At 32.1% G+C, this 26,426-nt stretch carries 25 protein-coding genes; 15 read left to right on the plus strand and 10 right to left on the minus strand.

Annotation, left to right across the window (positions count from 1 at the left end; all coding sequences use genetic code 11):
* Nucleotides 1–37: 37 nt before the first annotated feature.
* Nucleotides 38–982, minus strand: coding sequence for an ABC transporter substrate-binding protein (locus AMN88_RS01495; protein WP_075536119.1), 945 nt, complete (start codon nt 980–982; stop codon nt 38–40).
* A 143-nt stretch (nt 983–1,125) separates the two neighbouring features.
* Here AMN88_RS01495 and gcvT point away from each other — a divergent pair, with 143 nt between their 5' ends.
* From gcvT to AMN88_RS01560, 14 genes are all read left to right on the plus strand, one after another.
* Nucleotides 1,126–3,465: a glycine cleavage system aminomethyltransferase GcvT gene (gcvT, locus tag AMN88_RS01500; protein ID WP_075536120.1), complete on the plus strand. Its 2,340-nt coding sequence runs from the start codon at nt 1,126–1,128 to the stop codon at nt 3,463–3,465.
* Nucleotides 3,466–3,474: 9 nt separating this feature from the next.
* Nucleotides 3,475–3,825: a hypothetical protein gene (locus tag AMN88_RS01505; protein WP_075536121.1), complete on the plus strand. Its 351-nt coding sequence runs from the start codon at nt 3,475–3,477 to the stop codon at nt 3,823–3,825.
* Between the two features lie 101 nt (nt 3,826–3,926).
* A complete protein-coding gene (locus tag AMN88_RS01510; protein WP_075484313.1) occupies nt 3,927–5,255 on the plus strand; it encodes an NAD(P)/FAD-dependent oxidoreductase in 1,329 nt (442 codons plus the stop codon).
* 70 nt (nt 5,256–5,325) lie between these two features.
* Nucleotides 5,326–6,795: a glutamine synthetase family protein gene (locus AMN88_RS01515; RefSeq protein WP_023854173.1), complete on the plus strand. Its 1,470-nt coding sequence runs from the start codon at nt 5,326–5,328 to the stop codon at nt 6,793–6,795.
* A 32-nt stretch (nt 6,796–6,827) separates the two neighbouring features.
* Complete coding sequence (locus AMN88_RS01520; RefSeq protein ID WP_075484315.1) at nt 6,828–7,772, plus strand: class II glutamine amidotransferase domain-containing protein; 945 nt, start codon at nt 6,828–6,830, stop codon at nt 7,770–7,772.
* Nucleotides 7,760–8,614 carry a GltB/FmdC/FwdC-like GXGXG domain-containing protein gene (locus AMN88_RS01525; RefSeq protein WP_075503983.1) on the plus strand — a complete coding sequence of 285 codons (855 nt, stop codon included), beginning with the start codon at nt 7,760–7,762 and terminating at the stop codon, nt 8,612–8,614. Before AMN88_RS01520 ends, AMN88_RS01525 begins: the two co-directional genes overlap by 13 nt.
* Nucleotides 8,614–10,026 carry an FMN-binding glutamate synthase family protein gene (locus tag AMN88_RS01530; RefSeq protein WP_072090449.1) on the plus strand — a complete coding sequence of 471 codons (1,413 nt, stop codon included), beginning with the start codon at nt 8,614–8,616 and terminating at the stop codon, nt 10,024–10,026. Before AMN88_RS01525 ends, AMN88_RS01530 begins: the two co-directional genes overlap by 1 nt.
* Nucleotides 10,027–10,034: 8 nt before the next feature.
* Entirely contained in the window at nt 10,035–10,445 is a 411-nt protein-coding gene (locus tag AMN88_RS01535) for a hypothetical protein (RefSeq protein ID WP_075536122.1), read from the plus strand.
* 125 nt (nt 10,446–10,570) lie between these two features.
* Nucleotides 10,571–11,971, plus strand: coding sequence for an ammonium transporter (locus AMN88_RS01540; protein ID WP_072090451.1), 1,401 nt, complete (start codon nt 10,571–10,573; stop codon nt 11,969–11,971).
* Between the two features lie 11 nt (nt 11,972–11,982).
* Nucleotides 11,983–12,207 carry a hypothetical protein gene (locus tag AMN88_RS01545; protein ID WP_072090452.1) on the plus strand — a complete coding sequence of 75 codons (225 nt, stop codon included), beginning with the start codon at nt 11,983–11,985 and terminating at the stop codon, nt 12,205–12,207.
* 28 nt (nt 12,208–12,235) lie between these two features.
* Nucleotides 12,236–12,415 (plus strand): hypothetical protein, encoded by a 180-nt coding sequence (locus tag AMN88_RS04550; protein ID WP_179850089.1) that lies wholly within the window; start codon nt 12,236–12,238, stop codon nt 12,413–12,415.
* A gap of 17 nt (nt 12,416–12,432) precedes the next feature.
* Complete coding sequence (gene glnT, locus AMN88_RS01550; protein WP_075536123.1) at nt 12,433–13,758, plus strand: type III glutamate--ammonia ligase; 1,326 nt, start codon at nt 12,433–12,435, stop codon at nt 13,756–13,758.
* 3 nt (nt 13,759–13,761) lie between these two features.
* On the plus strand, nt 13,762–14,892 hold the full coding sequence (locus AMN88_RS01555; RefSeq protein ID WP_075536124.1) for a diaminopropionate ammonia-lyase: 1,131 nt from the start codon (nt 13,762–13,764) through the stop codon (nt 14,890–14,892).
* A 4-nt stretch (nt 14,893–14,896) separates the two neighbouring features.
* A complete protein-coding gene (locus AMN88_RS01560) occupies nt 14,897–16,318 on the plus strand; it encodes a cryptochrome/photolyase family protein (protein WP_075536125.1) in 1,422 nt (473 codons plus the stop codon).
* An 8-nt stretch (nt 16,319–16,326) separates the two neighbouring features.
* Here AMN88_RS01560 and AMN88_RS01565 read toward each other — a convergent pair whose 3' ends face one another.
* The 8 genes from AMN88_RS01565 to AMN88_RS01600 are packed head-to-tail and all read right to left on the minus strand — an operon-like array spanning nt 16,327 to nt 23,781.
* The gene (locus AMN88_RS01565; protein ID WP_023854184.1) at nt 16,327–16,746 is read right to left on the minus strand and encodes a secondary thiamine-phosphate synthase enzyme YjbQ; all 420 of its coding nucleotides are present in this window, start codon (nt 16,744–16,746) and stop codon (nt 16,327–16,329) included.
* Complete coding sequence (gene zapE / locus AMN88_RS01570) at nt 16,746–17,801, minus strand: cell division protein ZapE (RefSeq protein ID WP_075536126.1); 1,056 nt, start codon at nt 17,799–17,801, stop codon at nt 16,746–16,748. Before zapE ends, AMN88_RS01565 begins: the two co-directional genes overlap by 1 nt.
* A complete protein-coding gene (locus tag AMN88_RS01575; RefSeq protein WP_075504010.1) occupies nt 17,801–18,232 on the minus strand; it encodes a hypothetical protein in 432 nt (143 codons plus the stop codon). The genes zapE and AMN88_RS01575 overlap by 1 nt, the downstream gene beginning before the upstream one ends.
* 2 nt (nt 18,233–18,234) lie before the next feature.
* Complete coding sequence (locus AMN88_RS01580) at nt 18,235–19,533, minus strand: outer membrane protein assembly factor BamB family protein (RefSeq protein ID WP_075536127.1); 1,299 nt, start codon at nt 19,531–19,533, stop codon at nt 18,235–18,237.
* Entirely contained in the window at nt 19,526–20,170 is a 645-nt protein-coding gene (locus AMN88_RS01585; protein WP_075536128.1) for a tetratricopeptide repeat protein, read from the minus strand. Before AMN88_RS01585 ends, AMN88_RS01580 begins: the two co-directional genes overlap by 8 nt.
* 2 nt (nt 20,171–20,172) lie before the next feature.
* Nucleotides 20,173–22,842, minus strand: a complete 2,670-nt coding sequence (gene acnA, locus AMN88_RS01590; protein WP_075536129.1) for an aconitate hydratase AcnA — start codon at nt 22,840–22,842, stop codon at nt 20,173–20,175.
* A 1-nt stretch (nt 22,843) separates the two neighbouring features.
* Nucleotides 22,844–23,437 carry a LysE family translocator gene (locus tag AMN88_RS01595; protein ID WP_075536130.1) on the minus strand — a complete coding sequence of 198 codons (594 nt, stop codon included), beginning with the start codon at nt 23,435–23,437 and terminating at the stop codon, nt 22,844–22,846.
* Nucleotides 23,438–23,439: 2 nt separating this feature from the next.
* Nucleotides 23,440–23,781 carry a tRNA-binding protein gene (locus AMN88_RS01600; RefSeq protein ID WP_075536140.1) on the minus strand — a complete coding sequence of 114 codons (342 nt, stop codon included), beginning with the start codon at nt 23,779–23,781 and terminating at the stop codon, nt 23,440–23,442.
* A 27-nt stretch (nt 23,782–23,808) separates the two neighbouring features.
* Between AMN88_RS01600 and argE the strand changes: the two genes are divergently transcribed.
* On the plus strand, nt 23,809–24,987 hold the full coding sequence (gene argE, locus AMN88_RS01605; protein WP_023854192.1) for an acetylornithine deacetylase: 1,179 nt from the start codon (nt 23,809–23,811) through the stop codon (nt 24,985–24,987).
* On the opposite strand, the gene AMN88_RS01610 is transcribed toward argE, so the two are convergent.
* Nucleotides 24,984–26,417, minus strand: coding sequence for an aldehyde dehydrogenase family protein (locus AMN88_RS01610; RefSeq protein ID WP_075536131.1), 1,434 nt, complete (start codon nt 26,415–26,417; stop codon nt 24,984–24,986). The two genes, argE and AMN88_RS01610, sit on opposite strands and share 4 nt — an antisense overlap.
* Between the last annotated feature and the right edge of the window lie 9 nt (nt 26,418–26,426).

Below are 26,426 nucleotides of genomic sequence, written 5' to 3' on the forward strand. Positions count from 1 at the left end.
GGAGTTGGGGGAGATTTTAATTTTTTAACTATAATCCTTATTTAGTAAATGCTTGCCAAACTGACTTATTATCAGCTAACCATTTTTTAGCTGCATCTTCGTGAGTCATTTTGTCAACGTCAACTAAAGCTGCCATTGCACCAATTTGACTTGTAGAGAATGACAATTTTTTGAACGCTGCTGCTGCATCAGGATGAGTTTTTGGGAAATCCTCATGAACTGCTTTTTTCAAGTATCCATCAGGAGAACCACATTTACCATCTCCACCATCTTCTGGTCTGCAACCAGCTGTGTATGGAGGGAAGTCAATAAATGTAAAACCAGCACCGTCTGTAAAGTTTGGTGTCCAGTTAAATATAATTGTTCCTCTTCCTTCTTTTTCAGCTGCAGATAACTCTGCCCAAAGTGCATCTGCACTTCCAGCAAATTTAACCCACCAAAGATCACCTAAACCTAAAGCGTCAACTCTTTGAGGAATTAAGTCACCGTGCCAAGTTTGTGGACCTTCCAACATTCTTCCTTTTCCATCTGGAGAGTCAGGTGTTGTAAAGTTTTTAGCACAATCAGGGTTTTTTAAAGCTGTCCAATCTGGTAGACCTGGGCATAATCCTTTTTCAGCAACCCAGTTTGGATATCCCATATCCTCAAGAGTTCTTGCCTCATGATCACCCCAATCTAATAAACCACCTTTGTCTAAAGCAGTTGTAAATGACTTGCCGAATGCAGACTCCCATACTTCGTGAGAAATAGTTACGTCTCCAATTCTAATTGACTCATAAACTGCTTGAGAGTCAGCGTTTACGTATTTTACGTTGTTACCCATGCTTTCAAAAATTCCACCAATAACATATGCCATTACAATTTGAGATGACCAGTTATGTGTTGGGATTACGATGGGCTTCTTGCTATCAGCATTAGAAATTCCTGCAAAACTTACAACAGAAATCACTAGAGCAGATAGTAATGATATTATTTTTTTCATGTATACCCCTCTATTAATATTAATATCTAACACTCTATGACAAAAGGAATAGATAGGTAAAGAATAATTAGTTCTAAAAAATATATATATATTTAAACAATAAAATTGGTGATAATAAATATAACAATATAAAAAAATTAAAAATGTTTGGAACAAGTAAAGACATTAAATACCCTGGTTTAAATATTTTACCACCTGGAGTTGAACGACATGTTGTTAATGGTGGTGCTCTTACAGCTTTTCAAATTTTTCCAGATGATGAATTAGAAATTATTAATAATGAAGGTAATCAAATTTGTGAAATCATTTGTTTTAATAAGGATGGTAAATCTGATGTTGGAATTTTAAATTTAAAACCAAACAATGAAAAAAATTTCATTAGAAATATTCTTAATGGTAAAGATGAAACAATATTAGCGACAAATCATCAATTAAAAAAAAGAAACTTAAATATTTCAGATTCAAAATCTTCAATCATATTTGATCCAGATACTAAAGCAGGAGAAAGTATCAAATTTAAATCAAAAGATAAGTGTTATGCTATTTTTGCAGCACCTGGTGAGGATATGGATGTCACAAACCAAAATCCTCCAAGTGATTTAACAATTTTTATTAAGAGATCTAAAATCGTTAATGATAAGGAATTAAATGTAATACCTGATCCTGTCTTTGAACCTTTGTATGAAGAAAATATAAATAAAGAAACTTCTATATCTTACCAAGTAAAAGAAGGTGATTATATTCAAGTAATCAGTCCAACTGGAAGACAGTGTTCTGACTTCGTAGCATTTGATACAAGAAAATTAGAAAAAGGAATTGAGAAAGGATTGGACTGGCAAACTACAAGAACATTTATGGGCAATACTTTTCCTGGACCTGGATTACATTCAAAATTTTATGATACAGACCATGAGCCTCTCGTTGAGGTTATAAGAGATACAGTGGGAAAACATGATACTTTTAACCTAGCATGTACTTCAAAATATTATGAAGATGCAGGATATTTTGGTCACCCAAACTGTTCAGATAATTTGACTGAGAGCATGTCAAAATTTGGAGTACAAAAACAAAAAGGTTGGCATGCGATTAACCTTTTTTTTAATACTTCTGCTGCTGGTTTAAATTCTGTGATATCCGATGAGTCTTATTCTAGACCAGGAGATTATGTAATGTTTAGAGCTTTAAAAGATTTAACAATTGGAACAACAGCTTGTCCTAGTGATATTGATGCATGTAATTCGTGGAATCCTACAGATATTTTTGTTAGAACTTATGATAAAAATAGAGAATTTAGTAAATCATTTGCTTTTCGAATGAAAACAGACTCAGAAAAAAAATTAACAAGAAATTCCGGATTTTACGAAAGAACTTCAAAGCTTACTAGAAACTTTGTTGATGCAAGAGGTTTTTGGTTACCAAATGATTATACTAAACATGGTTTAGTTAATGAATATAATGCATGCAGAAACGATGCTGTATTAATTGATCTATCATCACTAAGAAAATTTGAAATAATAGGTCCTGATGCAGAGGAGTTAATGAACTACACACTTACAAGAAATATAAAAAAACTTTCTGTTGGACAGGTGGTTTATTCTGCAATGTGTTATGAAAATGGAATGATGTTTGACGATGGAACTCTCCTAAGATTAAGCGAAACAGGTTTTAGATGGATTTGTGGTGATGAATATGCTGGAGAATGGTTAAAGGAAATTGCTAAGAAAAAAAATTTCAATGCCAATGTTAAAAATTCTACAGATCAAATAAGTAACGTTTCTTTACAAGGACCAAAAAGTAGAGAAATTTTAAAAAAAATTATTTTTACACCACCTACTCAACCTTCGATCGATGAGTTAGGATGGTTTAGGTTTACCATTTGCAGAATAGAAGAATTACAGGGAATTCCTTTAATTGTTTCAAGAACTGGTTATACCGGAGAATTAGGTTATGAAATATGGTGTCATCCAAAACATGCTCCTGAAGTTTGGGATAAATTAATGGAAGCTGGCAAAGATGATGGCTTGATACCAGCTGGATTTGCTGCATTAGACAAACTTAGAATTGAAGCAGGGTTAATTTTATTTGGAAATGAATTTGATGGACAACAAGATCCTTTTGAAGCTGGCATCGGCTTTGCAGTGCCTTTAAAAACTAAAGAAGAGGATTTTATTGGTAAAGAAGAATTAATTAAAAGAAAAGCCAATCCACAAAAAAAACTTGTTGGTTTAGAACTTGTAGGAAAAGAAATTGCAGGCCATGGAGACTGTGTGCATATAGGGAGATCACAAGTAGGTATTGTTACTAGCGGATGTTTATCATCAACCTTAAATAAAAATGTTGCTCTGTGTAGAATTGATTTACAGTATTCAGAAATAGGTACAGAAGTAGAGGTAGGAAAAATAGATGGACACCAAAAACGAATTAGTGCAAAGGTGGTTGGGTTTCCATTCTATGACCCAACAAAATCAAGGGTTAGAGCATAAAGAAAAATCATGCCCAAAGAAAAAAAAACACTATTAGATTTTTGGGAAGATCAAATGAGACAATCTCATACATCAAGCAATTACTTTTTTAGAAAATCACCATCGCACTATCATATGATGTTGCTGGTAATGTCTGCATATAAAGAAGGTAAAAAATTATCAGTAGAGGAATTAAAAACGAAATTATTCAAGACTTCTAGACCTAAATCAGCTTTAATAATTACAGAAGCTTGTGAAAAAGGATTCTTTAGACTTGAAAAAACTTCAACTGATCAGCGAATTAAAAATATAATGCCTAGCGAGTCTTTTATTCAAGAATTCAACGATTATTTGGTTACTTTAAAAAACATAAGTTATTAGCCAAATTTTTAAATAAATTCGAAGTATCTATTTTATATATATAATTTTTAGTTCTATAAAAAATTATATTAATTACCCCTACCAAAAAATAATGTTTTGGCATGACGACATTACCTTCGAAAGCAAAAGTAGTTATCATCGGTGGTGGAATTCACGGACTAAGTACTGCATGGAAACTTTCTGAAACATATAAAAATCCTGGTGACATAATTGTATTAGAAAAAAAAGATACTGCAGCAGGTGCAAGCGGAATTGCTTGTGGTGTTGTAAGAAATAATTATTTCCAACCAGCAATGAGAGAATTAATGGCTCACTCAGTTTCAGTTTGGGAGAGTGATCCAAAAGCATTTAAATATAATCCAGTAGGTTATTTACAAATTTCTCCTGAAGTAATGCATGAGGATGTTGCAAGTATTTATGAACAACAAAAAGCAATTGGTTACGAGTCAGTTTTTATTGAAGGTGAAAAAGATTGTTCAAATTACATGAAGGGTATTTTTGATGATTGGCAAGCTCAAGGCATCACTTCAATACTTCATGAAAAAAAAGGTGGATACGCATTTAACAAAGATTCAATTAAGGCACTTGAAAATAAATCTACATCAAATGGTGTACAGGTTATGAAAGGTGTAAAAGTAACAGGATTTAAAAGAGGAAGTAACAGTCAAGCTGTTACAGGAGTAGAGACAGACAAAGGTACAATTGAGTGTGAACAGGTTGTTATCGGCGCAGGTCCATGGGCGAGAGATTTTTGGAATATGTTAGAGTTACCTAAAACGGCTAACATAAAAGGCAAAGACGGTAAAATGCATGTTACAGATATGTGGACTTACTGGATGTTACAAGAGGGTGTTATTGGCGTTGAGCCAGATTTTCTAAAAACAAATGACGGAAAACAACCTCCTGTGGTTCATGTAGACTCGACTGCTCCATTATATTCAGACAAAACTAAAAAATTATTAACAGATAAAATTTGGGGAATTTATTACAAACCTGATATTGAAGGTTTGGGTGTACAAGGAGGAACTTCTCCTTACATAGTTAAAAAACATTTTGATGAAGTAAATGTTGATCCTTATGGAATTGAGTCACCTGAATATCAAACAACAGACGCATTTAGTGAAATGTGGTGTTCAGCTTTAGCGCATTGTCAGAAAAGATTTGAAGGTAAATCAGATTTATATAGAAAAGGACCATCGGGTGGACTCGGATGTATGACACCAGACTCGTTTCCAATCTTTGATAGATTTTTTGAAAACGTTTACATGATTGCAGATGCCAATCACGGTTACAAAATGATTGGAGTTGGAGAACTTGTTGCAAAAGAAATTCTTGGTACTGAGAGTGATTTATTGAAGCCGTTTAGATTCAACCGTTACGAGAAGGGTGAACTTCATCCTACTTCGAACAGTCCGTTCCCTTGGAGCTAGACTCTAAGCCTAGACACAAATAAAATTTTCAGCTACGCTTGAATAAATTATAATTCATTGAGGGGTGAAAATGACGGATTTAGAAAAACATGTTAACCAGCCAGGTAGAGCAAAACTAGTAAAGAAAGTTCGGGAAAAAATTAACGAACTTGGAATAACTTATATTTATTATCAATTCATTTCTGTAACAGGTAGAGTTGTTGGTAAAGGTATACCTGCAGATCACTGGGAAAGAACAGCAGAAAAAGGATTTCAATTAGTTTACGGTGCTACTGCAAACTTGTTCTTAGATCGTCATAATAATTACATAGGATATGGACCAGAAGCTATGGAGCTTGTTGGAATACCTGATCCTGAAACTTTTGTTCAGTTACCATGGGATAAAAGAGTTGGAAGAGTATTTGTAACTTGTTTTAGAAACAGAGAAGAAAGAGTAAATCCAGGTGGTCATTTAACTTCAGATTGCAGAGGAAATCTAAGAATTTTCATGGATGAATTTAAGAAAAAACATGGTCTAGAATTAAGAGTTGGTACTGAGCCTGAAATGATGTGGTTAACAAAAAATGAAGATGGAACACCTACAGGTAAGGGTTTTTCTAAACCATTCTGTTATCATATTGATCAATTCGAGTCATTAAGACCAGTATTTATGAAGGTTATTGAATACGCAAAAGCCATGGGTCTTGATATGATTCAAGGGGATCACGAGGATGCTCCTGGCCAATTAGAATTAAACTGGACCTATGATAACGTTTTAAGAAACGCAGATAGATTATCAACCTACAGACAAATTTGTGCTCAAGTTGCAAGAGAACATAATTTAATCGCCTGCTTTATGACAAAACCATTTATGGGTGTTTCTGCAAGTGGTTGTCATACAAATATGTCTTTATGGAAGGGTGGAAAAATAAAAGTTAACAAACTTGGAAACAAAACTCTACCAGGTGTAGAAGAGGTATTTAGTTATGTTGAGGGTGGAACTAATACTTTCATGCCTGATACAAAAGATATGCAATTACCAGGTAAAATTGGTTTGCAATCAATTGCGGGTATCATGAAGCACTTACCAGCATTAACAGCTCTTGGTTCTTCAACTGTAAATTCTTATAGAAGATTATGGGATCAAGGTTTTTGGGCACCAGTGTATGCTGACTGGGGATATCAAAACAGAACTTGTGGTTTAAGAGTTTCTGCTCCAGGAAGATTTGAATATAGATCAGTAGACTCTATGCATAATCCTTATCTATTAGGTGCTGCTTTATTAAAAGCTTGCGACGAAGGTATAACTAAAAAAATGAAACCAGCAGCTCCAGAATCTAGAAATATTTATGAAGCTCAAAAAGCTGGTAAAGATGTTAAAAAACTTCCATTAAGTTTAGGTGAAGCTTTGGATAGACTGGCAGAAGATGAAGTAATCAAATCTGCAATGCCAGATGAAATGTATAAAGTTTTCCATTGGTACAAAAACGATGAGTGGGAAAGATTTCTTGGTGCAACAACACAATGGGATCTGGATACTTATCTTGATTGTCTACCGTAGGTCACAGAAATAGATAGAAAGGGTATAAATATATGTGTGGAATAGCAGGTTTAATTCATAGAGGAAAATCTTCTAATGTTGGAAGTGAACTACAAGGTATGCTTCAAGCATTAAAACATAGAGGAGAAGATTCGACAGGGTATGCTTTATATGGCGATACTGATGGTAAAAATTTCATCATGCGTTTTAAAGTTGGAGAAAACGTTGGAGAAGGAAGCTCATCAGTTATGGAGGATGTATCTGTTTATGATGAAAGAAAAAAAATTGTAGATGAAACTCTGGCTGAAATGGGAGCTAAAATTGTTAAAGAAGAAAGAACTCTTCCCTACTCTTTAAGATATGAAATTGATTATAATGTTAAAGATCTGTTAGAATTTTCACAACGTATAGAAAGTATTCCAGGTGTTGAAATTCTTTCTATGGGTAAATCATTAGAAGTGATTAAAGATCTTGGAAACGCTAAAATGGTTTGTGACAGATATAGCTTAGATAAAGTTGTTGGAACACATGCTATAGGTCATGCTAGAATGGCTACAGAGTCTGGTGTAGATATCAAATCTGCCCACCCTTTCTGGGGATATCCATTTAGCGATGTATCTGTAGTTCATAATGGACAATTAACAAACTACTGGAATAACAGAAGAGTTTTAGAAAACAAAGGTATGAGATTTATGTCTGAGTGTGACTCAGAATTAATTGCAGTTTACCTTGCTGAAAAAATGAGAGATGGAGCAACTTTAGAAGAAGGAATGAAAGCATCTTTAACTGGTTTAGATGGTGTTTTTACTTACTTTGTTGCAACAAAAGACTCTTTAGGAATGGCGAAAGATACTATGGCTGCAAAACCTTTGGTCTTATATGAATCTGATGATTTGGTTGCTATGGGGTCTGAAGAAATTGCAATTAGATCTGTGTTACCGCAAGAAATTGATACATATGATCCGTTTGATGGGGAGGTGAAAGTATGGCAAATCTAAAAACAGTATCGAAAAAATCAAAAGCCCAATCAATGGGTATGCACACTGAGGTTTTAACAGGGAGAACTCAGCAAAAATTCTTTAATCCTGATGAAGCAGAAAACTTTTATTACTTTGGTACATACGATGTAGATTTTAATAAAAGAACTGACCTTGATGTTAAAGACATGACAGCACCTGAGGCTAATAAAGAGATCGATAACTTAATGAGCCAAGGATATGGAACAATAGTAATAAAAAACCCACAAGGTAAACACAGTCTTGGAGTTGGTATTTTAAATAAACTGAATTTAATTTTTGAAGGAAGTTTAGGATACTTTGGAATGGGTTCTTGTGATGGTCCAATAGTTAGAATTAATGGAAGAGTTGGATGGTCGTGTGCAGAAAATTTAATGGCTGGTAAAGTAGTGATCGAAAAGAATGCTGGATCTTGTTTTGGTGCGGCAATTAGAGGTGGAGATTTAATTTGTAAAGGTAGTGTTGGTGCTAGAACTGGTATTGATATGAAAGGTGGAACTATAATAATTGGTGGTGACGCAGGTGCCTTTACTGGTTTTATGATGCAAAGAGGAAGAATAATTATTCTTGGAGACGTAGGAATAAACCTTGGTGACTCGATGTATGATGGGACAATTTTCGTAGGTGGAGAAATTGGATCATATGGTAGTGATGCTGTAGACGCTGAGTTAACTAAAAGTGATCAAGATTGGCTAAAGAGAAAATTAAAAGTAGCTGAGATTGGTGAAAATTTTGACGTTAGTAAAATGAAAAAAATTGTAGCTGGTAAGAAACTTTGGAATTATGACAATTTGGAACCTACAGAGAAGAAGGGAGCAATATAATGCCTAAGAAAAAATCTAAAAAAGTTAAAAAAAATGGAAAAGGTGTTGGTGGAAAAGCTGATGTCCATGCACATGAAGAAGGTAAAAGAAACAAAAGTTTATTAGGTCATAACGCTATCTTCACACCTGAAGTAATAGACGATATTCATATTAAATCTCAATTAGGAAGATACAGAATGCGTGGAATGGCATTGATGAAAAAAATTCCTACTTTTGATGATTTAGTTTTCTTACCTGGAACACTAACTAGATTTGTAATCGAAGGTTACAGAGAAAAATGTGAAACAAAAACTGTTATTGGACCAAGATGTGAAAATCCAATTGAGTTAGACATTCCGGTTTATATTACAGGAATGAGTTTCGGTGCCCTTTCTTATGAAGCAAAAACTGCCTTAGCAAGAGGAGCAACTATGGCGGGTAGCGCTACGTGTTCTGGTGAAGGTGGAATGATACCTGATGAAAGAAGATATTCTGAAAAATGGTACTACCAATGTATTCAATCAAGATATGGTTTTAATCCTCATCATGCACAATTAGCAGATGGTATTGAAGTATTTATTGGACAAGGCCAAAAAGTTGGAATGGGTGGACACTTAATGGGTCAAAAAGTTACTGACCAAGTAGCTGAGATGAGATCATTACCATCTGGTATTGACCAAAGATCTCCAGCGAGACACCCGGACTGGCTAGGCCCAGATGATTTAGCTCTAAAAGTTGAAGAGTTAAGACAATTGACTAAAAATAAAGTGCCAATTCAATTAAAATTAGGTGCTTCTAAAGTTTATGATGATGTGCGTATGGCAGCTAAATGTGATCCTGACTCTATATATCTAGATGGAATGGAAGGTTCTACTGGAGCTGGTCCGCATATCGCTGCTGCTAATACTGGTATTCCTGGAATTGCTGCAATTAGAGAAGCTAGAAGAGCAATAGACGATGTTGGTAAAACTGGAAAAGTAACATTAATTTATGCTGGTGGAGTAAGAGATGGTGCTGACATGGCTAAAGCTTTAGCTCTTGGAGCTGATGCAATAGCTATTGGTACAGGATCAATGATTGCATTAAACTGCAACAAAGATATCCCAGAAGCAAACTTTGAAAAAGAAATGGGTGTAAAAGCAGGTGAATGTTATCACTGCCATACTGGACGTTGCCCAGTTGGTGTTGCAACACAAGATCCTAAGCTTAGAGCTAGATTAAATCCTGATGATGCTGCACTAAGAGTTTACAATTATCTTCACTCAATGACTTTAGAAGCTCAGTTGTTAGCTAGAGCGTGTGGAAAAACAAATATCCACTCTCTAGAGCCTGAAGATTTAGCTGCTTTAACATCAGAAGCATCAGCTTTAGCAAAAGTTCCATTAGCTGGAACTAACTACACAGTTGGTGTTGATAACTACCACAAAATATAGAGGTAACTATGCCAAAGAAAAAAAGTAAAAAAGTAGCAAAAACAAAAGAGGTCAAAGGTCAGTTAGGTAAAAAGAAAGAGACTGCCAGAGAAAAAATGATTGGTCAGTCTATTGGTTACAGATACGATGTTAATCTTTTACCGGACTATTCTAAGCTAACTCCATTTCTAAAAAAATACATAGAAGCGATGGGATGGGATGATTTAAATTGGTTGGAAGATGTGCATATGGGTTATGAAGAAGATAGACCTGCTGTATTCTGCAGAAATGCAAATGGTTGGGTTACAATTCCAAAATCAATTAAACTTCCAAATAATCAACAAGATAGAGATATGATTGCAAGAGAACTTTTAGTTAAGTTTCAAATGTCTCCTAAACACCCTCTTGTTGATTTAAAAAAAGCATATTTAAAATTTTAATAATTCAATTAAAAGTTGATTATTTTTAAAAACCTAGTGCACATGCTAGGTTTTTAAAGCTTTTTTATATTTGTATCGAATCATAAAATTTAATAGGCTTCCATAAACTAATATGGAGAGAGAATATGACTGATCAGTTAGGTGCTCTTACAACCATATTTACAGAATTTTACTACTGGGTGACAGTGGTACTGATGTTCTTAATTCACGTCGGTTTCTGTATGTATGAAGTTGGAGCTTCTCGATACAAACACCATCAACATACTCTTATGAAAAACACAATGCTGATACCTCTGGTGACAGTAACTTGGTTTTTCTTTGGTTGGTGGATTTATTGGGCATTCCCAACAGGACCGGGAATTGCGCCTTCAATAATGAATGAAAGCACTGCTCTAATCACAGACGAGTCTGCGTTTAGTGCTACATGGTACACAGCAACAAGTGAGTTAATGGCTGTCAATTTAGGAGACCACATTTCTGGTGTCTTCTGGGCTGCCTTTTTATTATTCTCATGGACTGCTGCATCTATTGTTTCAGGAGCAATCATTGAAAGAATTACAACTTTTGCATTTGGTATATTAGCCATCGCAATTGGTTCAGTATTTTGGACAATTGATGCTGCTTGGGGATGGCATTTTGATGGATGGATGCTTAAAATTTTAGGATATCACGATGCCTATGCATCGGGAGTAATTCACGCAATCGCGGGTGGATTTGCTTTGGGTGTTCTAATGGTTTTAGGACCAAGAATTGGTAAATTTTCATCAAGTGGTGAACCAAGAAACATTGGACCAAGAAATCCTTGGCTAGTTACAGTTGGATTATTTTTAATTTATACTGGTTTCTGGGGATTTTATGCTGCATGTAACATACCTATTTTCGACCTAGGACCTGAATACGGTATGGAAGGTGTAACTTATTGGACAGCTACAAACATATACGTAACCCCTACTACACTTAGTGGTATTACTTTTAACTTCCTGATGTCGTTATCAGGTGGATTATTGGCTGGTTATTGGATTGCTAAAGGTGATCCTTTCTGGACTTACTCAAGTGGACTAGCAGGTGTTATCTGTGCTTCAGCTGGAAATGATTTATATCACCCAATTCAAGCAATGATCATTGGTATGATCGGTGTTGTGATTGCATACAAACTACATTACTGGGTTGAGCGTAAGTTCAAAATTGATGATGCAGTTGGTGCAGTAGCAGTACATGGTTATGCTGGATTTGTTGGTCTAGTAATTTGTGGTTTTGTTTTAAATGGTTATCCATCATCTGGTTACAGTGTTGGAGCTATGTGGGATGGAACTACTTATGCTACTATTAACCCATTAGGACAATTTCTAGGAGCAATAATAATGTTCGTAGTTCTTGGACTAATACCAGGCTATATCATAGCTAAAGTACTTAACGGTATGGGCAAACTAAGAATCCCACGTGAAGTAGAGATAGCTGGATTAGACTATGAAATGATGGAATCTGCTAAAGAAGATGAAAAAGCAGTTTCATCTGCAACCAGGTAAAGGAGAATAATATGGCTACAGTATCAAACTGGATAGATCATCTTAGTGCTGAAGAAGTTGCCGGAGCAATTTACCCGGGAGCTGGTTCAGTAGAAGGAATGCTGGTCATTATTGGTATTATTTTATGGGTTGGTTGGCACGTTCTTACAGCAAGATCTGAAAGTGAAGAACTTTCAAGGCTTGCAAAGAAGAGGCATAGTGCTAACGATCATAAAAGCAATATTACTGACTGGTAATTTAAATTAAAATTTGGGCGCTACTTAAATGTGGCGCCCTTTTTTATATTCAATATTCATGGAAGATAATAAAGAAGAACTAAGACCCTCAAAAATGAGAGGGGTAGCATTTCCTAAGGCTAAGTATGGTGCAATACTAGCTGTAATTGTAATTATTGTTGTGAATTTAATTTATTATAAAGAAACAATTTTATCTTTTTTTAAATAATTGTGTTAACCTAAGTTGTGTCTAAAAATTTATTTCAAATTGCTAAACAAAAAAAAATTAAATATTTTTTAATAAGTTTTGTAGATTTATTTGGTGTACTTAGATCAAAATTAGTGCCTGCTCACGCGATAAAGGATATGCAGAATGCAGGAGCTGGTTTTGCTGGTTTTGCTGCTTGGCTTGATATGACACCAGCAGACTCTGATATGTTTGGGATTCCTGATCCAGATAGCTTAATTCAGCTTCCTTGGAACAAAGAAGTTGGATGGTTAGCATCTGATTTATGGATGAATAATAAACCAGTAGATGCATCACCTAGAGTGATATTAAAAAATCAGATAAAAAAACTTAAAAAACAAAATTTAACAATGAAATCTGGTGTTGAGTGTGAATATTTTTTGATTTCACCTGATGGCGACTCAATTGCGGATCCAAGAGATACACAATCCAAACCTTGTTATGACCAATCTGCATTAATGAGAAGGTATGATTTAATTAAGGAAATTTGTGACTGTATGATTGAAATGGGATGGGGCCCTTATCAAAATGACCATGAGGATGCTAACGGTCAATTTGAAATGAATTGGGATTATTCGGATTGCCTAAAAACTGCAGATAGACATACCTTTTTTAAGTTTATGGTAAAAACAATTGCTGAAAAGCATGGATTAAGAGCAACATTTATGCCTAAACCATTTGGAAATTTAACCGGCAATGGTTGTCATGCTCACGTATCAGTTTGGCAAGGTAGTAAAAATAAATTCTTAGATAATAAAGATAAACTTGGTTTAAGTAAAATGGCCTATAATTTTTTAGGTGGAGTAATTAAAAATGCTTCATCTTTATCTGCGTTTTTTAACCCAACAATTAATAGTTACAGAAGAATAAATGCACCACCTACAAAATCTGGAGCATCATGGTCACCAAGTAGTATTTCCTACACAGGTAATAATCGAACGCACATGATAAGAATCCCTGATCCTGGAAGATTTGAATTAAGATTAATGGATGGTTCTGCTAATCCTTACTTATTGCAAGCAAGTGTTTTAGCGGCTGGTCTATATGGTTTAAAAAATAAAGTTGATCCAGGCAAACCTTTGGATTGCAATATGTACGAAGACCACGCTAAATATCCTGACTTACCTAAGCTACCTGATGAACTTGAGCAATCATTAAATTTATTAAAAAATAATAAAGATATGAATGATGCTTTTGGCAAAGATGTAGTTGAAAGTTACATAAAGTTAAGAAGTTCAGAAATGAATGAATTCAAATCAAAAGATAGTTTTGATAAAACAAAGGATGTTACAAAGTGGGAAAAAGATAATACTTTAGATTGTTAGTACATGACTATATTATCTAACGGTCATCAATGGAAATACACAGAATTTACAGACAATAAAAATTACTCATTTAATAAAAAAGAAATTCTTAATTCTTTAACCTCAGAAGAAATTGATGATGCTTATAAGAGTATTTCTAAGTGGAAAGGTTATTCTCCTACTCCCCTGCTTTCTTTAAATAAACTTTCAAAAGAATTAAATTTAAACAAAATTTTTTATAAAGATGAAAATAAAAGATTTGATTTAAAATCTTTTAAAGCTTTAGGCGGAGCTTATGCCGTAGAAAAAGTAACTAAAGGAAATAAAAATATAGTAGTGGCAACAGCTACTGCTGGTAATCATGGAAGATCAGTTGCCTGGGGGGCTAAAAGATTAGGTCTAAGCTGTAAAATATTTATTAGTGAATTTGTAAGTGATGCAAGAGGCAAGGCTATGGCTGCACTTGGAGCAGATGTAGTAAAAGTAAAAGGTAACTATGAAAAATCATTAATGGAGTGCATAAAGCAGTCTACTGAAAATAATTGGCAAATAGTTCAGGATGTTGCTTGGAAAGATTATATGGTCGTCCCTAAGTATACAATGGCAGGTTATACAGTCATGATGAAGGAGATAGCTAATCAAATCCAGGAAGAGAAAATAACTCACATCATTTTACAAGCTGGCGTTGGTGGCATGGCTGCTGCCATGGTTGCAGGTATTGCAAGATATTTAAACTATGTTCCAACAATTATAGTTGTTGAACCTGATAGTGCTGCGTGTGTAATGGAAAGCATCAAAACTGGAAAAATAGAAAAAATAGATATTAAAAGAGAAAGCTTAATGGGTGGTATGTCTTGTGGTGAAGTATCATTGGTCCCATGGGAAATACTCAAAAATTCAGTTAAGCATTGTATTAGTTTACCAGATGATGATATTGCAAAAACTATGAAACTACTTGGAAATTCAAGTTTTAGTGATGATAAAATAATTGCAGGAGAAAACTCAGCACCTGGCGTAATCAGTCTGATTACAAGTTGTGAAGATCAAGCAATTAAAGAAAAATTAGATCTAAATGAAAAATCTAATGTTTTGGTTTTTGGTTGTGAGGGAGATACTGATCAAGAAATGTATCAAAAGTTAATTAACCAAAATTAAATCAATGAGTAGCACAGGTATTTTTTGGATAAGAGAGGATTTTAGAATTGAAAATAATCCTGCTTTATCTTTTGCAACACAAAATCATGATAATGTAATTGCATTATATATTTATAATAATAATGATTTTGACAACAAAAGAGAAGCTCAAAAATGGTGGGTTTTTAAATCTCTAGAAACTTTAAAAAAAGAATTGTCAGATTATAAAATTAATCTTGAAATAGTAAAAGGCGATGAATTAGAAATTTTTTCTAAATTTAATAAAAAGGATAAGCTTTCAGTTTATTGGAATAAAATTTATGAGCCAGATGTTATAGCTAAAGGAAAAAAAATACGTGACTTATTTATTAAAAATGAAATCAATTATAAATATTTCAAAGGAAATATTTTAAATGAATTTCAAGAGATAACAAAAAATGATGGAACTCCCTTTAAAGTGTTTTCCCCTTTTTGGAGAAATGCGGAGCAAGTTTATTTAAATAAGCCTCTAAGTAAAAATTATATTGTTAAAAAGAAAACAAAAAAGATTTCATTTTTTAAAAAATGTATTGAGCCAAATGATATTTTACCAAAAAAAAATTGGTATAAAAAATTTGATAAATATTGGAAAGTTTCAGAAAATGATTCAAAAAAAATACTTAAAAATTTAATTGAAAACAAAATTAAAGATTATGGAACTTCTCGGGATATACCATCTATCGAGGGAACCTCTAAATTATCTCCCTACATCAAACATGGCCAAATTCATGTAGACAGTATTTGGAAAAAATGTTCTGAAATTAAATCAAAAGGAATTGGTTATAGAAAATATATTAATGAACTTGGTTGGAGAGAGTTTTCACATAGTTTAATTAATTATTTCCCAGAATTCTTAAAAGGAAATTTTAGAAAAGAATTTGATAAATTCCCTTGGGCAAAAAATGAGAAATTCTTAAAAGCATGGAAAAAAGGAATGACCGGTTATCCTATTGTCGATGCTGGTATGAGAGAATTATATGAAACTGGATGGATGCATAACAGAATAAGAATGGTTGTTGGCTCGTTTTTAGTCAAACATTTGAGAATTAATTGGACTGAAGGTGAAAAGCATTTTAGAAATTGTCTACTAGATTTTAACAAAGCAAATAATGTTGCTCAATGGCAATGGGTTGCTGGTTGTGGTGCAGATGCATCACCCTACTTTAGAATATTCAACCCAATACTTCAGGGTGAGAAATTTGATAAGGAAGGAATTTATGTAAAAAAATGGGTTCCTGAACTTAAAAATGTTCCAAATAAATTTATTCATAAACCATGGGAAATGGAATTAAAGTATCAAGAAGCTATAAAAACAATTATTGGCAAAGATTACCCGGGTCCTATTGTTGTTCATGAAAAAGCTAGAGCTGCAGCTCTTGAAGCGTTTCAATCTTTGAAGAAAAAATAAATTTAATTTTATTCTCCAATAAAATGATGAATTATAGTTCTTTTTTGAGCCTCTAATCTGTGTTCAAATAAATATATGCCCTGCCAAGTTCCAAGCAGCAATTCACTATCTTTCACACTTAGAGAAATTTGATTATTTGTTAATGCAGATTTAATATGTGCAGGCATATCATCTTTTCCCTCCGTAGTATGAACATATAGTTTGTTATCCATAGGAGCTAATTTATCAAAATAATTTATTAAATCTGTTTGTACATCTGGATCTGCATTTTCTTGAACAATTAAAGAGGCGCTTGTGTGCTGAATACTTAAATTGAGAATACCATTTTTAAAGTTATTTTGACCAATCCAATGAATTGTATCATTAGTAAACTCATATAACTTTTGACCATTAGTCTTAATTTGAAGATTATAAAATTCTTGTTTCATTAATTATACTCCTTCGATGTAAGCTCATACAAACGACTAATGGTTCGTTTAAATGGTTTTTCTAACAATCTTGAAGAGGTTAATTGATCTAAATTTAGATCAGCTGTAACTGCCAATGGAATATTTTTATCATAAATTACATCTAACAAAGTGATAAAACGTTGTTGTTGATTTGAATTCACATCATTAAATTGAGGTATTTTATCTATTACTATAAATTTACAATTTTTAATTATTTCCAAATAATCTTCCGCTCCTAAATTTTGATCACAAAGTTTATTAAAGTCATATCTAATAATTCCCTCATAAAAGTTTTCTATCTTAAATTCTCTTCCCTTTACATTAATTTTTATTGAAGATTGTTTTTTATCCTTTGTTATGGTTCTAAAAAATTTGTTAATCTTAAAATTGGTTTCTTGATTAAGTGGAAAAAAATATCTTTGTTTTTGATTATCATTAGATTTTCTATAATCATCCTCAATTTTTAATTCATACTCGATTGATTGATCTTCCATTATTTTTATAAAAGGTATAAATTGTTCACGTTGAAGACCTTCTTTATAAAGTTCTGAAATTTTAGTGTTTGAAGTAAGAATAATTTTAATATCTTCTTTAAATATTTGTTCAAATAGTTTTCCTAAAATCATTGCATCAACAATATTTGTTACTTGGAACTCATCGAAATAAACTAATGAAGCTTTTGATTTTAAATTTTTAACAAATTGATTGATTACATTCTCTTCATTTTTTTCTTTTTGCTTATGGACAAAATCATGAAAACCTAACATAAATTCATTAAAATGCTTTTTTAATTTTTTTTCTTCAAGATGATCATAAAAGAGGTTTAAAATCATTGTTTTACCAACCCCTACACCACCATATAAATAAAATCCTTTTTTAGTTTTTTGTTTGGAAAATAATTTTGAAAAAAATGATTTATAATTACTATTATGGTAATCTTCTAATTTTTTAATAACTTTAATTTGATTAGGATTAACTTCTAAATTTTGATTTTCACAATAAGATATAAATTCTTTTTCAAATTTTTTTGGCATCAATTTTTTTTAGTTTTAAAGTCAATACCATACTCTGATCTTGGTCCTTTCCTTAGCCCAAATGGACCTGAGATAAATAAAGTTAATGGTTTGGTTCCTGGTTCCAAATCTACTCGATGCAAATTATTTGCTGATCTAAAACCAATATAACCTGGTGGACGCCAAAACTTGCCAGTACTTAATGTTTCCCAATAACCACCTCTTAAAATTATAGTGATATAAGGAAATGTGTGATTATGAACTCCTTCTCCATGGTCATCTGCTAGCATCTCATGAATTAATATATTGAATGGAAACCATTTAGGTCGATACCTCATCAAAACATAATAACGGTTCATCCAAGGCTTTGCCTCTTTAAAATTAGGATGTGAAGGTCCTCTATCTAATACAACTTTTTTTCTGCCAATTTTTTCTAAAAATTTTAAGAACATGTTTAGTTATATTGTACAATTGAACCATTTCTTACTACATATAAATTGTTATTAAATATAAACGGTTCAGATACTAATCCACCAGAAACTTTTTCAATTTTTATTATTTTTCCATCCTCAATCCCGGCTATGATCATCTTGCCATCTGAGTTAGTTAAAAATATGTTTTTGTCTCCAATTACAAAACCAATTGGATAAATATTTTTTCTTTTTTTATCTTTGTAATTCATAAATAGATCTGTAATTCGAACTATATTGCCTTTATTTTTGTCAATTAAATATAAATAACCTTCATTAGAGATTGTAAAAATTAGATTTCCAACCAAAATAGGTTTTACATTAGAATTAACTTCATTAATCCAGTTTGTTGTTCCTGTTTTTAAATCAATTGAATAAAACTGATTTTTATTATTTGAAAAAAATACAGAGTTTCCATCTGATACTAGTTTAGATGTCTTAAAGTTATAAGTTTCATTTATTATAGAGCTACTCTGTGTAGGTAGTTGCCATGTAATTAAACCTGTCTCAATATCTACAGCTGTAATATCTCCTATAGAATTATTGAAAATAATATTATCGTTTAAAATAATTAAAGAATATTTAATATTTGAAATTGTAAATGAGTCCTCTGTTTGCAAATTCCAACATTCAGAACCATCTTTAATTTTAAAACATCTCAATGTATTTTTATAATCGATAACAAATATTTTATCTTTATGCTTTTTAATATTTGAATTAAACGGATAATCATTGTTTTTGGACCAATTTAATTCTCCAGTACTAATATTAACAGAATAATATTTTGCTATACTATCAGTTACTAAAAGATTTTGACCATCTAGTAAAAAATTAAGTTTTGGTTTTAATTTTTTTTCAGATTTTGAATAATGATTTTTTTTCCAAATAACTTTTTGATTATTGTCATACCTGATAATTGTGCCCTTTTTATCAAAAAATATTATACCATTTTTTAAAAAAATTGGTTTGAAATCTAATTGATTAAGTTCCTCTAACTTTGAAAATTTAAAGTTACCAATCTTTGTTAGTTCACCTTTGTAATTTTGCAAACCAAGATTATTTTGATTTTCATTTTTTTTATTATTTATTTTTATCGATGATAAATCTAATTTTAAGTCTCTGTTAAATTCCGAAACACTTATATTTTCTTCTGCAAAAACTTTTGTAATTTTTCTATCTGTTTCTAATTTATTTTCTTTATCTTTCCAAATTCTGGAGTTTTCATTAAATGAACAGTTATTAAGAAAAAATAATGCAATGAAAGTAAAAATTAATTTATTCACTCAAGTCTCTGTTCAATCTTCTCTCTGCTTGAAGCCTTATATCTGGATTTGAATTTTCTAAAGCTATTATTTGGTTAAAAAATTCTTTAGCTTTTTGATTTTGATTATTTGCATAAAAATATTCTGCCATTAAATATAAAGAATGTGATTTCCAGACACTTTTTGAATTGATCAGTGGATTTAACATATTTAGAAGATCGCCCTCTTGAGCGTTATCTGCATTGAAGAGTGCCTTCTTGTATATAATTAAGTTGTTAATCTCACTGTCTAACGAAGTGTCCTTAATCAATATATCAAATAATGAATTGATTTTGGACTGATCACTTACAAGATTATTATCAATAATAAAATAAAGTGATAGAGGTGAATAAGTTGGGTCTTTCTTGTTTATAATTTCAATCAGACTGCTAGCAGTTTTTTCTTTTGTTTTTTCTGAATAATCAATGATTATTGAATTGTAACTATCTGAGATATCCTTTTTTTTATTAATTAAATATTTATCGTAACTAAAAACACCTACTATAATAATTATTAAAATAATTATACCAGAAATAATTTTATTTTTATTGTTTACAAAAAAATTCTTAATTTTTTCATTTCTAGTATTGGTATTTATAATTGATAAATCTTCGTCCATAACTAAATCATATTCCTTAAAACGTACTGCAGAATACCTCCGTTTTTATAATACTCTAATTCATTTTTTGTATCAATTCTGCATAAAGTTTTAATTTTCTTTATTTCGCCAGAAGCATATTTGATTTCTACTGTCACTTCATCTGAGGGATTAACACCCTTTTCTATATTTAGAATACTTATTAATTCAGAACCAATTAATTTTAGATTTTTTCTATTTACTTCTTCGATAAATTGTAATGGCAATATACCCATTCCAATTAAATTAGATCGGTGAATTCTTTCAAAACTCTCTGCAATTACTGCTTTTATTCCAAGTAATTTTGTTCCTTTAGCTGCCCAATCTCTAGACGATCCAGTTCCATACTCTTTTCCACCAATTACAACTAAATCTGTTCCTCTTTTTTTATATTCAACTACCGCATCATAGACAGGAAGAACTTTTTCTTCTGGATATAACTTTGTAAAACCACCTTCTGTACCAGGAGCCATTTCATTTCTAATTCTTATATTTGCAAAAGTTCCTCTCATCATAACCTCATGGTTACCTCTTCTAGAACCATATGAGTTATAATCTTTAGGTAAAATTTGGTGTTCCATGAAATATTCACCAGTTGGACTATCTTTTTGAATACTCCCGGCTGGCGATATATGGTCAGTGGTAACCATATCACCTAAAATTAATAATGGTCTTGCATCCTTAATTTCTTTAAATCCTTCTGGTTTATCTGGTAAAGAGTCAAAAAACGGAGGTTTTTTTACATATGTTGATCCCTCATCCCAATTATAGATACTGCTTTTATCAGTTTTAATTTTTTGCCATTGAGTTGGGCCTTCAGAAACATTTGAGTATCTTTGTATAAACATCTCAGCATTAAGTGAGTCTTTTAATGTGTCTTCTATCTCTTTATTTGATGGCCAAATATCTTTTAAAAATACATCTTTTCCTTCTTTATCTTTTCCTAATGGATCTTTGTATAAATCAACTTCCATATGACCAGCTATTGCATATGCAACAACTAGTGGAGGTGAAGCCAAATAGTTAGCTTTTATATGAGGAGAAATTCTTCCCTCAAAATTTCTATTTCCAGATAAAACTGAAACAGCATAAATATTTTCTTTTTGGATCGCTTCTACAATATTTTCTGGAAGTGGTCCTGAATTTCCAATGCAAGTTGTGCAGCCATACCCAACTAAATTAAAGCCAAGCTGATCTAAATAAGTGTTTAATCCAGCTTTTGCCAAATAATCTGTAACTACTTGAGATCCAGGTGCTAAAGAAGTTTTTACCCAGGGTTTAACCTGTAAACCTTTTTCAATTGCTTTTTTAGCTAATAGTCCAGCTCCAATTAGAACATTTGGATTAGAAGTGTTCGTACAAGATGTTATTGCTGCAATTAATATTGAACCATCTTTAATTTCATAATCTGTATTTGTTACTTTTGAAATTGATTTTTCATTTTTATTTGTAGCTTCCTGCAATACTTTTTTAAACGAACCAGGTGCATCTGTTAAAAGAACCTTGTCTTGAGGTCTTTTAGGTCCTGAAATAGTTGGTACAACTGTAGACATATCTAAAGATATAACGTCAGTAAATTCTATTTCGTTACTTGCCCATAAACCTTGTTCCTTGGCATAATTTTCTACGATATCAACAGTTTGTTGATCTCTTCCAGAAAATTTTAAATACTTTAGAGTTTCTTCATCGATAGGAAAAAAGCCACAAGTAGCACCATATTCTGGTGCCATATTTGCAATTGTAGCTCTATCTGCAAGAGTTAAATTTTTTAAACCCTCTCCATAAAACTCAACAAACTTACCAACCACACCTTTATCTCTTAACATTTTAACAACAGTTAAAACTAAATCTGTTGCAGTGGTTCCTTCTGGCAATTTGTTTTTTATTTCAAAACCAATGACTTCTGGTATTAACATAGAAATTGGTTGACCTAACATTCCTGCTTCAGCTTCAATTCCTCCAACACCCCATCCTAAAACAGATAAACCATTTACCATTGTTGTATGACTGTCTGTTCCAACTAAAGTGTCTGGAAAAAGATATTTTTCTCCTTTAAATTCCTCTGACCAAACAACCTTCGACAAATATTCCAGATTTACTTGGTGACAAATTCCTGTTCCTGGTGGAACTATTCTAAAATTATCAAATGCCTGTTGTCCCCATTTCAAAAAAGAATATCTCTCACCATTTCTTTCAAATTCTATATCGACATTTTTTTCAAAAGAATCTGCTTTTGCAGATTGGTCGACTTGCACAGAGTGATCAATTACAAGATCAACTGCAGACAATGGATTGATTGTATTTGGATCTTTATTTTTTTCTTTTACTGCTTCTCTCATTGCAGCTAAATCTGCAACCGCAGGTATTCCAGTATAATCTTGAAGCAAAACTCTTGCTGGTCTATATGCAATTTCAGTTTTAGATTTTTTTGTCTTTAGCCAGTTTTTAATCGCTTCTATTTGAGATTTCGTTACACTTAATTCATCTTCGTATCTTAATAAATTTTCTAGTAAAACTTTTAGAGATTTTGGAAGTTTATTTATTCCTTCAAGTCCATTTTTTTCTGCATCATTTAATGAATAATAATTATACTCTTTGTCATTAACTGTGATTTTCTTAAGTGAATTATAAGAATTTTTGTTTCCTGGGGTCATATTATAAATAAAAAGTTATTATGCTTGTTAAAAGAAGCAGTGACATAGCATAATTAAAGTAATTAATAAATTTCTGATTTGTCGCAAATTTCCTGAAAAATTTACCCAAAAAGGTCCACAGAGTTATACTGGTCACTGAAACAATTAAAGCCATAATAATAATTTGAGTCGTATAACTTACAAAGGTTTCTCCTGGATTAATATAAGTAGAAACAAGAATAATTGATGCAATAACCCCTTTAGGATTTAAAAATTGAAAAATAAAAGTTTCATGAAACTTAATTGGATTTTTATTTTTATTCTCCTGATCTGAAGTTCCTGAAAAAGAAATTTTGTATGCTAAATAAATTAAAAATAGAGTTCCTAAATATTTTAATACTTCTTGAATTAAAGGATAAAGCTTAAAAATATTTATCAGACCTAGAGCTAAACATAATAACAAAAAAGGAAATCCTAAAGTTACACCAATTATATGAGGTAGTGTTCTTAGAATACCAAAGTTGAAACCGGAATAGAAAGCAACGAAATTATTTGGTCCAGGAGTAAATGCAGCAACTATTCCAAATAAAGTTATAGAGAGAATTTCAGGATGCATTACTAAGCGATCGGTAATCCATTTTCTGCTTTTTGAGAGGGATGAACAAGTGTAACCTTACCATCGGCATCAATTGCTCCTAAAACTAATACTTGAGAAACTATTCCAGCAATATTTTTTTCAGGAAAATTACAAACAGCAATAACTTGTTTTCCTTTTAAATTCTCCTCATTATAATAATGAGTAATTTGAGCTGAAGATTGTTTAATGCCAATATCGCTTCCAAAATCAACTTCAACCACTAAAGATGGCTTTCTCGCTTTTTCATTTTTTTTAACAGAAATTACAGTACCAATTCTAATATCTACTTTATCAAAATCATTATAGGTAATTTGCTCTTTAATCATAATATAATATAGTGTTTTAAGTTTATGAGTATAGATAACAATTTATATGAAAAATCAATCAAGATTTTAACTGACTTAATCGCATTTAAAACTATCTCAGGTCAAGATAACAGTAATTTAATTGATTATTGTGAAAAAATTTTAAAGAACATAGGTATAGATACTTTCAAAGTTTATGATGATGATAAAAAAAGAGTTAATCTTTTTGGAACTTTAAAAGCAAAAAATCAAAGCACAAAAAAACCTATCATATTATCTGGACACACTGATGTGGTCCCAGTGTCTAAAGGTTGGAGCAGTGATCCATTCGTTGCAACTATTAAAAATGATAAATTATATGGAAGAGGTTCATGTGATATGAAAGGATTTATTGCATGTACACTTGCTTATGCACCTATCTTCAAAGAAAGTAATTTAGATAGAGACTTACATTTCTGTTACACATTTGATGAAGAGACTGCATGTATTGGAGCTCCTTTATTAATAGAGGAATTGAAAAAAAGAGATATCAAAAATGGAATTTGTATAATTGGTGAACCAACTAAAATGAAAATTATTGATGCCCACAAAGGTATGAATGAATACACAGTTCACTTTGGAGGACTTGCAGGACATAGTTCTAAACCACATTTAGGAGTAAATGCAGCTGAATATGCTACTAGATATGTTGGAAAACTTTTAGAAATTAGAGAAGAATTAAAAAAAAGAGTTCAAAAAGATAGTATTTTTGATCCTCCACATTCAACTTTATCAATTGGGGGAATTAAGGGTGGTATTGCCCATAATGTCATTGCAGATAAATGTAGTGTTGAATGGGAAACAAGACCAGTTGTTAAAGAAGATGGGGAATTTGTTACGAATGAAATTGATAAATATGCAAACGATGTACTCTTACCAGAAATGAAAAAAGTATTTACAGATTCTTATATTAAAAAAGAAGTGATAGGTGAAGTTGTTGGTTTTAACAGATTGGATGAGTCTGAAGCATGTGAATTTGTATCAAATATAACTGGTGATAATTCTAGAGAAGTAGTTTCTTTTGGAACAGAAGCTGGTTTATTTCAAGAATTAGGAATCAGTACAGTTGTTTGTGGACCTGGTTCCATAGAACAAGCTCACAAAATTGACGAGTTCATAGAATTAAATGAAATGAAAAAATGTCTTAAATTTTTAGAAGGTGTAAAAGATAAATCGGTAAATTAACTCCAACCACCTACGGCTTTTACTTCTAAAAACTCTTCTAAACCGTGTTCACCTGCTTCTCGACCTATTCCAGAATGTTTAAAACCACCGAAAGGTGCATCAACTGCAATACCTGCTCCATTTACATCAACCATTCCAGATCTTAATTTTCTCGCAACTCTTTGTACTTTTTCGGAATCTTGAGTTTGGATATAATTTGTTAATCCATAAGCAGTATCATTTGCAATTGTTATTGCCTCTTCTTCTGTTTCAAATGGGATAACAGATAAAACGGGTCCAAAAATTTCTGTTCTTGCAACTTCCATATTATTATTTACGTCCGCAAAAACAGTTGGTTTAACAAAGTAACCTTTGTCTAATCCATCAGGTTTACCTGTTCCTCCAGCAACTAATTTTGCACCTTCATCTATTCCTTTTTGAATTAAAGTTTGTATTTTATTGTATTGAGTTTCTGAAATAACTGGACCTATATGTTCTCCTTCTTTTTTAGGGTCACCAACCTCAAAACTTTCAGTATATTTTTTTAATCTCTCAATAGCCTCTTCATACATTGATTTTTCAACTAACATTCTTGTTGGCGCATTACAAGATTGTCCAGAATTTCTAAAACATCTTAAAGCACCTCTTTCAATAGCCTCTGGATCAGCATCTTTAAAAATTATATTTGCTCCTTTACCACCTAATTCTAAGCTTACTCTTTTAAAATCTTTAGCAGCATTTTGTGAAATCAAAGCTCCTGCTCTTGTTGATCCCGTAAAAGAAATCATATTAATATCTGGATGACTTGTAAGAGCATCACCTGTTGTTGCTCCATCACCATTAACTAAATTGAACACACCTTTTGGAAATTTTACATCATCAATAATTTCAGCAAGTATCATTGAAGATAGTGGTGCTAATTCTGATGGCTTTAAAACCATTGTACAACCTGCAGCTATTGCTGGCATTACTTTTAAACAAACTTGGTTCATCGGCCAATTCCATGGTGTTATTAATGCACAAACACCTTTTGGTTCATAAATTAATCTTTGATTAGGAGCATGCTCACCTAATGGTTTTTCAAATGCAAAATTTTTTAAGTATCTAATAAATGATTTAATATGACTTGCTCCTGTGCCTGCTTGTAATTTTGTTGCAAAATCTTTTGGAGCACCCATCTCAAGAGTTATAGCTTCTGCAATATCTGCCCATCTTTTCTTATAATTTTCATAAAGTTTTTCTAATAGTGCAATTCTTTCTTCTTTGGAAGAAAAGGCCCAAGTCTCGTAGGCATCTTTAGCTGCATTAACAGCAATATCAACATCAGCTTTGTTCCCTAAAGTAATTACTGCACAATTTTCTTCTGTGGCAGGATCAATTACTTTAATTTCCTCAGAACTGTTTGGCTTAACCCACGCTCCATTAATGTAAAAATTTTTTTTGTCTAACATGTTTTGACG

Origin of the sequence: Candidatus Pelagibacter communis (assembly GCF_001180165.1) — a bacterium.
Classification (GTDB): Bacteria; Pseudomonadota; Alphaproteobacteria; order Pelagibacterales; family Pelagibacteraceae; genus Pelagibacter; species Pelagibacter ubique_P.